This window comes from Nitratidesulfovibrio liaohensis, assembly GCF_011682075.1.
In the GTDB taxonomy this organism is placed as follows: domain Bacteria; phylum Desulfobacterota; class Desulfovibrionia; order Desulfovibrionales; family Desulfovibrionaceae; genus Cupidesulfovibrio; species Cupidesulfovibrio liaohensis.
Genome location: NZ_VSMK01000803.1, coordinates 1 through 11,967, shown reverse-complemented (window position 1 = coordinate 11,967; position 11,967 = coordinate 1). Strand labels below are relative to the sequence as shown.

Below are 11,967 nucleotides of genomic sequence, written 5' to 3'. Positions count from 1 at the left end.
GCCGCCTCGCTGTCCGCGCAGACGGACGCCGATGACGCCGCCCCGGCGGACACGGGCAACGGCAACGGCTCCCGCCCGGCGGCCAAGGCCGCTGCCGCCAACGAAGAAACCACCCCCGCCACCCCCCACACGGTGAAGGACGGAGGACGCACCGATGCTGACACGCCCCGCGCAACTGCAGGCTAAGGCACTGCTGGACCAGCGACTGCCCGACGCGGCAGGCGCAGACATATCCTGGACCGAGGACGCCCACGGCAACCTCTACGGCTGGATCATGCTGGACAACGCCCCGCGCCTTGCGGAACTGGCCCCGGCCATGGCCCGCTGCCGCCTGCGCCTGTGTACCATGACCGCCTACGATCCGGAGCGCGACCCGGCCAACCCGCAGCGCGCCATCGCCTACCACTTCGACCTGGACGGACTGACCCTTACGGTCACCGCGCCGCTGTCCATGCCGGAAGTGGACGAGGACGGTAACGCCGAGGGCAAGCCCGAAGTGCCCTCCATCACCCCGTGGTTCCGCAACGCCGACTGGAACGAGCGCGAATTCATGGAGATGTACGACATCGCGGTGACCGGCCACCCCAACCCCCGGCGGCTGTTCCTGGACGAGCGGCTGGACGCGGGCATCATGGGCCAGATGATTCCCCTTTCCACCATGATGAACGGTGCGTCCACGCAAGACCTGTGGGAGCGCATCATGTCGGCGAAGCTGCCCGAGGGCACCACCGCCGTCACTGCCTCCACCGTCACTGCCGTCACCGACGAGGAGACCCAGGCATGAGCACCGCCGTCCATACCCCCCAGATAGACGACCATGTGAACACCGACCCGCGCGCGGGCTTCACCCTGCCTGTTGGCCCGCTGCACGTGGCGCTGGAAGAACCCATGTACTTCCGCGTGAGCGTGGAAGGCGAAACCGTGAAGCGCGTGGACATCACCGCCGGGCACGTGCACCGGGGCATGGAGGCGCTGGCCCTGCGGCGCAACCTGTTCCAGAACATCGTGCTTACCGAGCGGGTGTGCTCGCTGTGTTCCAACAGCCACCCCTTCACCTACTGCATGGCGGTGGAAAACCTGGCGGGCATCATGGTGCCCGAACGGGCCCGCTACCTGCGCTCCATGGCCGAGGAAATCAAGCGCATCGCCTCACACCTGTTCAACGTGGCCATTCTCGCGCACATCATCGGCTTCAAGTCGCTGTTCATGCACGTAATGGAAGTGCGCGAAATCATGCAGGACATCAAGGAGACGGTGTACGGCAACCGCATGGACCTCGCCGCCAACTGCATCGGCGGCGTGAAGTACGACGTGGATGCCGACCTGCTCACCTTCCTGACCCGCAACCTGGACCGCGTGCAGAAGCACGTGGAAGAGATCTACAACATCTACCGCAACGACCCCATGGTGCGCGGACGTACCGTGGGCGTGGGCATGCTGCCGCAGGACAAGGCGCTGGAATACGCGGTTGTCGGCCCCGTGGCGCGCGGCAGCGGCCTGGCCGTGGACATCCGCAAGGACGTGCCCCACGCGGCCTACCCCCGCCTGGCCTTTGACGTGATTACCGAAAACGGATGCGACGTGCATTCGCGCGCCATGATCCGCCTGCGCGAGGCCCTGGAATCCATCAGCCTGGTGAGCCAGTGCGCCCGCGATCTGCCCGGCGGCGACCTGGTGGCCCGGCTGCCGGAAATTCCGGCGGGCGAGGCCGTGGCCCGCAGCGAGGCCCCGCGCGGCGAGCTGATCTACTTCCTGCGCACCGACGGCACCGACGTGCCCAACCGCCTGAAGTGGCGTGTGCCCTCGTACATGAACTGGGACGCGCTGGGCGTGATGATGCACGACTGCAAGGTTTCGGACGTGCCTCTCATCGTCAACTCCATCGACCCGTGCATTTCGTGCACTGAACGTTAACAGCGCGACACGATACGGAATAACGGAGGCAGGCGGTCATGCACGAATCGTCCATTGTCGAAGGCATCCTGCGCATCGTCTCTGACGAGGCGGCGCGACACGGCGCCCCCCGCATCAGCCGGGTGAACCTTGCCGTGGGCCTTCTGGCATGTGTCGAGGCACGCACCCTGACCGCCTGTTTCGAACTGCTGGCCGAAGGGACGCCAGCCGAGGGCGCGCCGCTGGACGTGCAACTGCTGCCCCTGCGCGGCGTATGCCTGGCCTGCGGCGACGTGGAAACCCGGAAGCGGAAATTCTCCTGCCCTTCGTGCGGCGACGACGCCGTGCACTGGATTGGCGGCAGGGAACTGTACATCGCAAGCATAGAAGTGCCCGGCCCGGATGCCACCGACCTTCCGGCAGCGGCGCAAACCACGGAAGGATAGCACCATGACCAATTCGCTCATGCGGTACGTCGTCTTCGCTGAAGCAGACAAGTGCAAGGCCTGCAAGAAGTGCGAACTTGCCTGCATCGCCTCGCACAACAACATGACCATCAAGGAGGCGGTGAAGAAGCGCAACCTCTTCCAGCCCCGCGTGCACGTCATCAAGACCGACAGCGTCAAGATGCCCGTGCAGTGCCGCCAGTGCGCCGATGCGCCCTGCGCCCGCGTGTGCCCCACCGACGCGCTGGTCCAGGAAGACGGCGTGGTGGTGATGCGCCAGCAATACTGCGCCGCCTGCCAGCTGTGTGTCATGGCTTGCCCGTACGGCGCCATCGAGCTGTCCTTCATCGGTCTGCCCGAAGAAGGTGCCGATGCCGCCCAGCCCGTGCGGCACCGCCGCGAAGTGGCCGTACGCTGCGACGTGTGCGCCGACTGGCGCGCCAAGGAAGGCAAGGACCAGGGCGCCTGCGTTGAAGCCTGCCCGGTCAAGGCCCTGCACATGGTCACCCTGGACGAATACCGCGCCATGCAGCGCTAGGGCTGCACGCCGCACGCCCAGCATGAACTCACGACGGGGCGGGGAAATTCCCCGCCCCGTTTTTTTACGCGGCCCGCCACGGCTCCGTGCGGGGCGGTTGTCACCAACCCACCGTAGCAAACCGGTCTCCTCTGGTTCAAAATGCGACTGATCACCCGCTCAACACAGCGACGCAATTGAACTTCTTGAAACATCGCCGACCGTCACCATTCCGTAACAAAACCGCGTTATCTCGTGGCGAATTCATGACGATGCCGGTTGCCCGGACGCCGGGGGAAGCGTAGAATCCCCGCGGTCCCGACCGGCCTTTTTTGCGCACGGGACAGTGCCGTCCGGCACCCGCCGGAACCGCAACACATCCGTAACCTCCCGCCGCTCATGGCGGACCGTCGTCACAGATGGACCCGGCCGACCCGACGGGCCAGCCGAACCCGGGGGCCTGCCTGGCCCACGAGCACAACGACAACACCGGAGCCACCGCATGGCCTTGAATCTGTTCCCCAAGACCGTCCGCTTCTTTGAACTGCTAAACCGCCAGAATGCCATGCTGGTGGAAGCGGCCGACTTGCTCACCCGCATCCTTGAAGACTTCGGCAAGGTTGACGACGCCTGCAAGCGCGTGAACCTGGTAGAGGTGGAGGCCGACGAACTGTGTCGCGAAATCTCGCGCCAGCTCTCGCTCACCTTCATCACCCCCATCGACCGCGAAGACATCTACCGCCTGAACCTGGCGCAGGAAGACTCCATCAACCTCATCAAGGGCATCGCCACCCGCGCGCGGCTGTACGGGTTCACCTACATCCGCTTTCCTGCCCGCAAGATGGTCCGCAACCTGCGCGAAATGGCCGCCGTCACCGGCGAGATGATCTGTTGCCTGAAGGACAAGACCGACGTTGCCGCGCAGGTCAAGCAGCTGAAGGCCATCAAGGGCGAATGCGAGATGCTGCTGGGCACCGGCCTTGCCGAGTTGCACGACACCGAAAATCTCGACATGCGCGCCGTGGTGGACATCATGAAGTGGACCCAGGTGTACGACCGCATCGAACTGGCCGTGGAACGCCTGGACGATCTCGCGGACGCCATCGAGGAAGTGGTGCTGAAGAATGCTTGAGATACCGGTGCTGCTCGTCGTCATCGTCATCGTCGCGCTGATCTTCGACTTCACCAATGGGGCGCACGACTGCGCCAACGCCATTGCCACCGTGGTTTCCACCAAGGTGCTTTCCCCGCGCACCGCCGTGGCCATGGCCGCCGTGCTGAACCTTTTCGGCGCCATGCTGGGCGAAGAGGTGGCACACACCCTGGGCCAGGGCATCGTGAACACCGACATGGTCATGGGCAGCCAGGCCTTGGTGCTGGCGGCGCTCATCGGGGCCATCGCCTGGAACCTGATCACCTGGTACTACGGCCTGCCGTCCTCGTCGTCGCACGCGCTCATCGGGGGGCTGATGGGGGCTGCCATCACCCACGCGGGGTTCAGCACCCTGAACGCCATGTCCATCGTCAAGAAGATCCTGCTGCCGCTGGTGCTCTCGCCCCTGGCGGGCTTTGCCGTCAGCTACGCGTGCATGTCGTTGCTGATGCTGCTGTTCTGGCGCACCAACCGGCGCACGGTGACACGGTCGTTCGAGAAGTTGCAGATCGTCTCCTCCGCGTTCATGGCCACCAGCCATGGCCTCAATGACGCGCAGAAGACCATGGGCGTCATCACCTTGGCCCTGTTCCTGTTCCACCAGATCGACACCATCCACGTGCCGCTGTGGGTCAAGCTGTCGTGCGCCCTGGCCATGGCCATGGGCACCGCCCTCGGTGGCTGGAAGATCGTCAAGACCATGGGACACCGCATCTTCAAGCTGGAACCGGTGCACGGCTTCGCGGCGGAAACGTCCGCCGCCGTGGTCATCACCGGGGCCTCGCTGATGGGCGCGCCGATCTCCACCACCCACACCATCACCGCCTGCGTGTTCGGCGTGGGGGCCACCAAGCGCCTGTCCGCCGTGCGCTGGGGCATTGCGGGCAACCTGGTGGTGGCATGGATTCTCACCATTCCCGCCGCCGCCACCATGGCGTCCATCAGCTTCCTGATTCTGGAACTGCTGGGCATCGCCGACTAGCTTTCCCTGTCCCGACGGGCCGGACACAGCACACGAAGCACACGACAAAGGGGCTCCCCACGGGGAGCCCCTTTTGCGCGTGCCATCCCCGCAATGCGGAACGGCCCGCGAGCATACGCTCGCGGGCCGTTCGGGGTGACCGGGTAATCGGGGCTAGCTGCCCCCTTCCATCTCTTCCTGGCAGGCCTTGCACAATCCCACGCCCGGCACGGCGGCCAGCCGTGCGGGGGGGATGGGTTCGCCGCACTCGCGGCAGCAGGCAACGCCATCGATCCATTCGGGTCCCTCGCGCCCCTGCGCGGAGGCGTTCCGCGCACGGGACAAGGCGGCTTCGCGTTCCAGCCGCTCAAGTTCCTGGGCCTGATCGAAAATGTCCATGAGACCTCCTGGTTGTCCCGATCCGCTCCCTGTCAGTGCTAGGTCCGCCCCCCTCGGCGCGGGCAGTGCCCGCGCGCATCCGGCCCGACTCCATCAGCCGTCGATATGCCTCGATTCCCTGCCGGTTCCACCGTTCAGGTGTCCCGTTGGCTCCACCCGTCCCCGGTCCAACCCGCCGCAGGTCCGGCGCCGCGGGTCCGGCGCCGCTGGTCCGGCGCCTGTTGGTCCGGGGCCTGTTGGTCTGGCGCCTGTTGGTCTGGCGCCTGTTGGTCTGGCGCCTGTTGGTCCGGGGCCTGTTGGTCCGGGGCCTGTTGGTCCGGGGCCTGTTGGTCTGGCGCTTACGCCCCTGCTACCCGTCCAGGCCCCGCAGCGGAATGCCCCCCACCGCCAGCGCGTCCACGCGCACCTTGGCCACCGCCTTGACCATGGCGGACGGAACGCCCTGCATGGCAATGCCCGGCATGTGCGCATCTTCCGGAAACAGCGCCGCGAAGCTGCCGGGTTGCAACAACACGCGGGTGCACGGGTGCCCCGTCACGGAAAAGAACCGCACGTCCCTGTCCTCGGCATACGGCCCCAGGGCACCCAGGCCGGGCAACGGCGTCCAGTCCAACCATTCCATACCCGAAAGCACGTACTGGATGTCAATATGCCTGCGGTGGGCCTCCAGCCGTCCGCTGCCTTCCGGCTTGGTGTCGTAGCGTCCCACCTCCACGTACACGCTGCCTTCCGGCGCATCCGCGCACGGCACGGGATGGCGGCCGGTGGCCGCATCCGGCGCCAGGTTGGCCAGAAAGCCGAAGGCCGCCCGCCATGCCGGGCCAAGGTCGTAGCGCATCCACGTATCCAACGTGCCTATGATCATCCTTTCCTCCGGCGGGGTGACAGAATTCCGCATTCTGGCGGCGGACAATATAGTGTCGACGTGTCGCGCGCAACCATGCCGTGCATTGACGCACGACAGAACGGTAACAGAAGGGCCTCTCTTCAGACACACGAGCGTAACTCTTTTCCGTTAACGTACTACCTACAAATTTTATAATATGCACAGCAGCATACCTCTTGCCAGTATCCATGAATATGGGCATGAAGGCCGCGCGACACACGGAAGCAGCTGGGGAGCCAGCCGGGTGCCGACGCGGACACGCACTCCTCGCAATCCGCATCACGCGACGGAAGGGTTAACGGCGGGCCAACCGTAAACATCCAGTCGCCATGGGGGACTCCATGTCTCTGACCATTCGCACCAAACTGATCATCGCCTTCCTGTTGTCCATCGTCGTCGCCATCGGCAGTGTTTCCGCCGTGGTGTCCATCGAAATCCGACGGGCCTCGCTTAAGGATTTCGAAGATTCGTCCAGTGCCCAGTTGGAACGGGTGAACGACTTCATCGCCACGTTTTTCGAATCTGCCCAGCGCAACGTCGCGTACCTTGCCTCGCTGCCCCGCGTGGTGGAGGGCAAGGGGCAGGTGGCCTCTTACGCCGACACCAAGCAGGACTTCAAGCTGAACCACGGCAACCTCACCCCGCCGGAACAGGCCCTCGCCCAGTTGTTCAGCCTGCTGGGCAAAGCCAACAACTGGTACGACGAAATTTTCATCGGCTACCAGGACGGCGGCTTTCTCAGCCACATCGACGGCACGGGCATGCCCGCAGGATACGACCCCCGCAAGCGCCCGTGGTACAAGGAGGCCCTGGCCTCTTCCGGCAACACGCTGATCAGCAAGGCCTACATGTCCACCACCGGCTACCCGGTGGCCAGCGTCATGAGCAAGGTGCGCACCGGCGCGGGCGAGATCGTCGGCGTCATGGGCGTGGACATCAACCTGTCCACCCTGACCAAGGTCACCTCCAGCCTGCGCATCGGCAAGACCGGCTACGTCATGCTGATCGAGGACACCTCGGTCATCCTGTCCGACCCCAAGCACGAGAAGTTCAGTTTCAAGAAGACCGATGACACCGGCTCCCCCGCCCTTGCCCAGATCATGAAGATGCAGCGCGGCACCTTCGAGGCGGCCATGGACGGCGTGGACAAGCTGGTCACCGTGCATACGGGCTATCAGGGCTGGAAGCTGGTGGCCATAATCGACAAGGCCGAGGTGTACGCCCAGTCCGCCAGCGTGGTGAACTACATCCTGATGGTGGGCGCGGGCATCGCCGTGGCGCTGATGATCGTGGCGTGGCTGCTGGCGCGCTCCGTGGCCAACCCCGTCCAGATGCTGGTGGTCGCCTCCGGTCACGTGGCGTCCGGCCACTTCGACGCCCTGCCCGACGCACGCCACTTCTCGGGCGAACTGCTGAACCTCCACACCAGTCTCAAGGCCATGGTGAGCAATCTGGTCGAACTGCTGGCCACGAGCAAGGCTAAGACCGCCGAGGCCGAGGAGCAGACCCGCAAGGCAGAAACCGCCCTGCGCGAGGCCGAGCAGGCCCGCCTGCGCGGCGAGCAGGCCCGCAGGGAAGGCATCCGCCAAACGGCGGAAAGGCTTGAAGGCATCGTGGCCAACGTGCGCAACGCCTCGCACGAACTGGCCGGGCAGGTGGACGAGGCTCGCTCCGGCGCCGAGGTACAGCGCGCCCGCACGGCCGAGGCCGCCACCGCCATGGAACAGATGAACGCATCCGTGCTGGAGGTTGCCGCCAATGCCTCACGCGCGGCCGGAAGCGCCGAAAGCGCCAGGGTCGAGGCCGAAGCGGGCGGCACCATCGTGCGCGACGTGGTGGACAGCATCCGCAAGGTGGACGAGTTCGCCCGCGAGATGAGCACCGGCCTTGGCGAACTGGGTAAGCGTGCCGAGGGCATCGGGCACATCATGACCGTGATCACCGACATCGCCGACCAGACCAACCTGCTGGCCCTGAACGCCGCCATCGAGGCGGCCCGCGCCGGTGACGCCGGGCGCGGATTTGCCGTGGTGGCCGACGAGGTGCGCAAGCTGGCGGAAAAGACCATGACCGCCACCAAGGAAGTGGGCGACGCCATCACCGCCATCCAGCGGGGCACACAGGAAAACATCACCGGCATGGGCCGCGCGGCGGAAGTGGTGCAGCGCAGCACCGATCTCGCCTCCCGCGCGGGCGAGGCGCTGGCGCGCATCGTGTCCATCGTGGAATCCACGGCCGACCAGGTGCGGTCCATCGCCACTGCGTCGGAACAGCAGTCCGCCGCGTCCGAGCAGATCAACCGGGGAACCGACGAGGTGAACCGCATCGCCTCCGAAATGGCCGAGGCCATGGCCCAGTCCACCCGCGAGGTGGGTGAACTGGCCCGGCTGTCGTCGGAATTGCAGGACGTCATCCGTGAACTGAAGGAAGACAGCTAGGCGGCGCTCGACCGCCCCGCTCATGAAATCATGAAACACGACGCCCCGGCATCACAACGATGCCGGGGCGTTATGCGTTCGACCATGCGGAATGACCGTGCCTGCCCTGTGACGGACGTAGCCAACGCCGCGAACATTTCCCACCGAAACGGGAGGAAATCGTGACAAGCGGGGCCGAAGTGCTTACTCTTTGCCCCGTGGCGGGGCGCGCCCCTTCCGGCCGTGTATCCGTGGCCCGCAACGGCCCGCGGATGCACGACAAGTTCCAAGGGCCATCCGCTCCGCCATTGGCCGGGCGCTCGTGGGACGCGTCCGGCTCCCTGCCTGGACGCACGCTTGCCGTGGGTCCGGGCGTCTTCCGGCAACCGTCAGCACGCGAGGCGTCGCATGAAGTACCGCATCCACCCCATCGTCATGGGTTCAAAGGTCTTTGACAAGGGCATGATGACCTACCAGCACGATTACGGCACGCCCTACACCATCCCTATATACGCGTGGTACATCGAGGGTGGCGACAAGCGCATCCTGGTGGACACCGGCGAGCTGAACCCCATCGTCTCGCCCGACCGCGAGACGGCCCTGGGCGGCAAGATATACACCTTCGAGGCGGGGCTGGCCAAGTTCGGGCTCACCCCGGCGGACATCGACGTGGTCATCCACACCCACCTGCACAACGACCACTGCGAAAACGACTACAAGTGCGAAAATGCGGAAATCTGGGTGCACGAGAAGGAACTGGAGTCCATCCACAACCCTCATCCGCTCGATTTCCGCTACCTTGAAGACTACATCACCGACGTGGAAGACAACGGCCAGTTGCGCGTGATCACCGAAGAAGAACGCGAGATACTGCCCGGCATCCGCGTGGTGCACACCCCGGTGCACACCGAAGGCGGCCTGACCGTGTTCGTGGATACGGAACAGGGCACCGCCGCCATCACCGGGTTCTGCATCATCGACGAGAACATGAACCCGCCCGCCGCCATCCGGGGCATGGAGATGGAGGTCATTCCTCCCGGCACCTGCATCAACCCCAAGCAGGGCTACGACATCATGCTCAAGGTGAAGGAAGCTGCGGATATCGTCATTCCGCTGCACGAACCACGCTTTGCCCGCATGGAGACCATCGGCTGACCTGCGCTGGCCCGCGCCGCGCACCGCACCCGGTTATGCCCCCAGGCTGCGCCCGGCAACGGCGCCACGCACCACCCGACACTGCCCGACAGGACACCGGACACGGCGCGCAGTTCCCGCGCCCGCTCCACCGCACCTGAATGACGGAACATCCACAGGAGCCTCGAATGACCATGAAGTTCATCGACGTCACCTTCAACGGCGGCATGAAGATCGACGCCATACTCCACCCCGCCGTCCCCCCCACCGGGGCCGACGCTCCCACCGGACAGGATGCGCCGCAACCTGCTCCGGGCACCCCCGCTCCCGCTTCCACCGTCATCCGCACCGACCAGCCGGTGAAGGACGGCGGCGAAGGCACCGCCCCCACCCCGTTCGAGCTGTTCCTGGCCTCGCTGGCTACCTGCGCGGGCGTGTACGCCCAGCGCTTCTGCGAGGCCCGCAAGATTTCCACGGAGGGACTGGGCATTCGCGTGGGGTGCGAATTCGCGCCCAAGGGTTTTCAGGTCACCCGCATGACCTTCGTGGTAACCCCGCCGCAGGGCTTTCCCGACGAGTACCGCGATGCGCTGGTGCGTGCCGTGGAACTGTGCACCGTGAAGAAGCACATCATGACGCCGCCTGCGTTTGAAGTGGTGCTGGCATAAAGCCTGTTGATCCACCGGCGCGGCTGCCCCGCCACACGCCTTGTCCGACGGCTTTCCACCAGTCTTCTCGCATCCCCGTAGCGCCGTGGCCCGCCACGGCGCTGCCGCATTTCCGGGGCAGCCATGCGCGCGCTGGCCGCCCGGGCGGCATTCCGCCTCCTTTGCCCATTCCCACGCGGGCGGTCCTGTGGCAGATTCGTCATCGCCAACATATCCATCATGTCCATAAGGGGGAGCAGTTGCGCCCCGCGCGCCGCCCCCGACAAGAAACGCCAACCGGAATCGCCGTCACCGGAGCCGCCATGTCCAACCGTTCCATCAATCTCGCCCTGCACGTCATGAAGGATCCGGCCGCCATGGCCGAAAAGACCGCCCAACTGCTGCTGGAACGTTGCGAGCGGGCCGTGGCCGCGCGCGGCGTGTTCACCCTGGCCCTGTCCGGCGGCAGCACGCCCATCCCGCTGTTCCGGCTGCTGGCCACCCCGGCCTGGCTCGACCGCCTGCCGTGGGAAAAGATCGCCGTGTACTGGGTGGACGAGCGCTGCGTGGAGCCGGACAACCCGCAGAGCAACTACGGAGTGGCCCGGCGCGAACTGCTGTCGCTGGCCCCGGCCACCCGCTTCTACCGCATGAAGGGCGAGATGGACCCCATGGAGGGTGCCGCCGCCTACGAATCGCTACTGCGCGAACACTTCGACCTGGAAAACGGCGGCTGGCCGCGCTTCGACATGGTACTGCTGGGCATGGGCGAGGACGGACACACCGCATCGCTGTTCCCCGACGGGACCGGCCTTGCCGAACACACGCGCCTGGTCATCGACCAGTACGTGCCAGCCACCAAGAGCGACCGGCTTACCCTGACCCTGCCGGTGCTGAACAACGCCCGCTGCTGCGTGTTCCTTGTTTCCGGCAGGGAAAAGCACCCCGTGCTGGCACGGGCGCTGGACCTGCTGGCGGAGCCCAACCTGCCCGCGCAGTTCGTGAAGCCCGCCAACGGGGATCTGGTGTGGATCGTCGACGAGGGTGCGGCCAAGGGGTAGCGATTGGCGCTTTGGGGTCAGCCTTCCGCAGGCGGCAGCACGTCCACCAGCGCCTCACCGGCGGCCATGTCGATGACGGCGGCCATGAACGCGGCAGCGTGCTCCACGGGCAGGCCGACAATGCATTCCACGTCGGCCCCGTGCACTTCGGACAGGATGGCAGCCTCGTACGCGGGCAGCAACCGTCGCAGCGCCCCGGCCCTGCCATGGGCCAGCACCACGGACACATGCGCGGGCACTATGCGCTGGCGCAGGGGCAGGCCGTCCAGCCCCAGCCGGGCCATGGCGGCATAGGCCCGCACCAGCCCTCCGGTGCCCAGCTTGACCCCGCCGAAATATCGTGTCACCACCGCCGCCACCTCGCCCACGCCGCCGTGCAGCAGTTGTTGCAGCATGGGGCGCCCGGCGGTGCCGTGGGGCTCGCCGTCGTCGCTGCACCCGATGCGCGCGGTG

The 11,967-nt window shown here is 65.9% G+C and carries 13 protein-coding genes and 1 pseudogene; 11 read left to right on the top strand and 3 right to left on the bottom strand.

Features of this window, described 5'->3' with window-relative positions; translation table 11 throughout:
• The 7 genes and pseudogenes from FVW27_RS19845 to FVW27_RS19815 form a co-directional block, all read left to right on the top strand.
• A pseudogene (locus FVW27_RS19845) lies at positions 1 to 186 on the top strand (hydrogenase); the annotation flags it as partial.
• Complete coding sequence (locus FVW27_RS19840) at positions 155 to 784, top strand: NADH-quinone oxidoreductase subunit C (protein ID WP_167128678.1); 630 nt, start codon at positions 155 to 157, stop codon at positions 782 to 784. The pseudogene FVW27_RS19845 and the gene FVW27_RS19840, both read left to right, overlap by 32 nt.
• Positions 781 to 1,914, top strand: a complete 1,134-nt coding sequence (locus FVW27_RS19835) for a hydrogenase large subunit (protein WP_208294903.1) — start codon at positions 781 to 783, stop codon at positions 1,912 to 1,914. The genes FVW27_RS19840 and FVW27_RS19835 overlap by 4 nt, the downstream gene beginning before the upstream one ends.
• A gap of 38 nt (positions 1,915 to 1,952) precedes the next feature.
• On the top strand, positions 1,953 to 2,339 hold the full coding sequence (locus FVW27_RS19830; protein ID WP_167128674.1) for a hydrogenase maturation nickel metallochaperone HypA/HybF: 387 nt from the start codon (positions 1,953 to 1,955) through the stop codon (positions 2,337 to 2,339).
• 4 nt (positions 2,340 to 2,343) lie between these two features.
• Positions 2,344 to 2,877 carry a 4Fe-4S dicluster domain-containing protein gene (locus tag FVW27_RS19825; RefSeq protein WP_167128671.1) on the top strand — a complete coding sequence of 178 codons (534 nt, stop codon included), beginning with the start codon at positions 2,344 to 2,346 and terminating at the stop codon, positions 2,875 to 2,877.
• 481 nt (positions 2,878 to 3,358) lie between these two features.
• Positions 3,359 to 3,988, top strand: coding sequence for a DUF47 domain-containing protein (locus tag FVW27_RS19820; protein WP_167128668.1), 630 nt, complete (start codon positions 3,359 to 3,361; stop codon positions 3,986 to 3,988).
• On the top strand, positions 3,981 to 4,991 hold the full coding sequence (locus tag FVW27_RS19815) for an inorganic phosphate transporter (RefSeq protein WP_167128665.1): 1,011 nt from the start codon (positions 3,981 to 3,983) through the stop codon (positions 4,989 to 4,991). Before FVW27_RS19820 ends, FVW27_RS19815 begins: the two co-directional genes overlap by 8 nt.
• Positions 4,992 to 5,144: 153 nt before the next feature.
• Here FVW27_RS19815 and FVW27_RS19810 read toward each other — a convergent pair whose 3' ends face one another.
• Both FVW27_RS19810 and FVW27_RS19805 read right to left on the bottom strand, forming a co-directional pair.
• Positions 5,145 to 5,369, bottom strand: coding sequence for a TraR/DksA family transcriptional regulator (locus FVW27_RS19810; RefSeq protein ID WP_015946797.1), 225 nt, complete (start codon positions 5,367 to 5,369; stop codon positions 5,145 to 5,147).
• Positions 5,370 to 5,718: 349 nt separating this feature from the next.
• Positions 5,719 to 6,234, bottom strand: coding sequence for a NanQ anomerase/TabA/YiaL family protein (locus tag FVW27_RS19805; protein ID WP_167128662.1), 516 nt, complete (start codon positions 6,232 to 6,234; stop codon positions 5,719 to 5,721).
• A gap of 362 nt (positions 6,235 to 6,596) precedes the next feature.
• Between FVW27_RS19805 and FVW27_RS19800 the strand changes: the two genes are divergently transcribed.
• From FVW27_RS19800 to pgl, 4 genes are all read left to right on the top strand, one after another.
• Positions 6,597 to 8,693 carry a methyl-accepting chemotaxis protein gene (locus tag FVW27_RS19800; protein ID WP_208294902.1) on the top strand — a complete coding sequence of 699 codons (2,097 nt, stop codon included), beginning with the start codon at positions 6,597 to 6,599 and terminating at the stop codon, positions 8,691 to 8,693.
• 387 nt (positions 8,694 to 9,080) lie between these two features.
• Positions 9,081 to 9,827, top strand: a complete 747-nt coding sequence (locus FVW27_RS19795; protein ID WP_167128659.1) for an N-acyl homoserine lactonase family protein — start codon at positions 9,081 to 9,083, stop codon at positions 9,825 to 9,827.
• 167 nt (positions 9,828 to 9,994) lie between these two features.
• Complete coding sequence (locus tag FVW27_RS19790; protein ID WP_167128656.1) at positions 9,995 to 10,474, top strand: OsmC family protein; 480 nt, start codon at positions 9,995 to 9,997, stop codon at positions 10,472 to 10,474.
• Positions 10,475 to 10,776: 302 nt separating this feature from the next.
• On the top strand, positions 10,777 to 11,514 hold the full coding sequence (gene pgl / locus FVW27_RS19785; protein ID WP_167128653.1) for a 6-phosphogluconolactonase: 738 nt from the start codon (positions 10,777 to 10,779) through the stop codon (positions 11,512 to 11,514).
• Between the two features lie 17 nt (positions 11,515 to 11,531).
• Here the strand turns inward: pgl and FVW27_RS19780 are convergent.
• Positions 11,532 to 11,967, bottom strand: a 436-nt coding sequence (locus tag FVW27_RS19780; RefSeq protein WP_167128650.1) for an IMPACT family protein, incomplete at its 5' end; no start/stop codon positions are given.

Coding starts and splice junctions, on each gene's coding strand:
- FVW27_RS19840 (WP_167128678.1), top strand. CDS start 155: ATGCTGACACGCCCCGCGCAACTGCAGGCTAAGGCACTGCTGGACCAG.
- FVW27_RS19835 (WP_208294903.1), top strand. CDS start 781: ATGAGCACCGCCGTCCATACCCCCCAGATAGACGACCATGTGAACACC.
- FVW27_RS19830 (WP_167128674.1), top strand. CDS start 1,953: ATGCACGAATCGTCCATTGTCGAAGGCATCCTGCGCATCGTCTCTGAC.
- FVW27_RS19825 (WP_167128671.1), top strand. CDS start 2,344: ATGACCAATTCGCTCATGCGGTACGTCGTCTTCGCTGAAGCAGACAAG.
- FVW27_RS19820 (WP_167128668.1), top strand. CDS start 3,359: ATGGCCTTGAATCTGTTCCCCAAGACCGTCCGCTTCTTTGAACTGCTA.
- FVW27_RS19815 (WP_167128665.1), top strand. CDS start 3,981: ATGCTTGAGATACCGGTGCTGCTCGTCGTCATCGTCATCGTCGCGCTG.
- FVW27_RS19810 (WP_015946797.1), bottom strand. CDS start 5,369: ATGGACATTTTCGATCAGGCCCAGGAACTTGAGCGGCTGGAACGCGAA.
- FVW27_RS19805 (WP_167128662.1), bottom strand. CDS start 6,234: ATGATCATAGGCACGTTGGATACGTGGATGCGCTACGACCTTGGCCCG.
- FVW27_RS19800 (WP_208294902.1), top strand. CDS start 6,597: ATGTCTCTGACCATTCGCACCAAACTGATCATCGCCTTCCTGTTGTCC.
- FVW27_RS19795 (WP_167128659.1), top strand. CDS start 9,081: ATGAAGTACCGCATCCACCCCATCGTCATGGGTTCAAAGGTCTTTGAC.
- FVW27_RS19790 (WP_167128656.1), top strand. CDS start 9,995: ATGACCATGAAGTTCATCGACGTCACCTTCAACGGCGGCATGAAGATC.
- pgl (WP_167128653.1), top strand. CDS start 10,777: ATGTCCAACCGTTCCATCAATCTCGCCCTGCACGTCATGAAGGATCCG.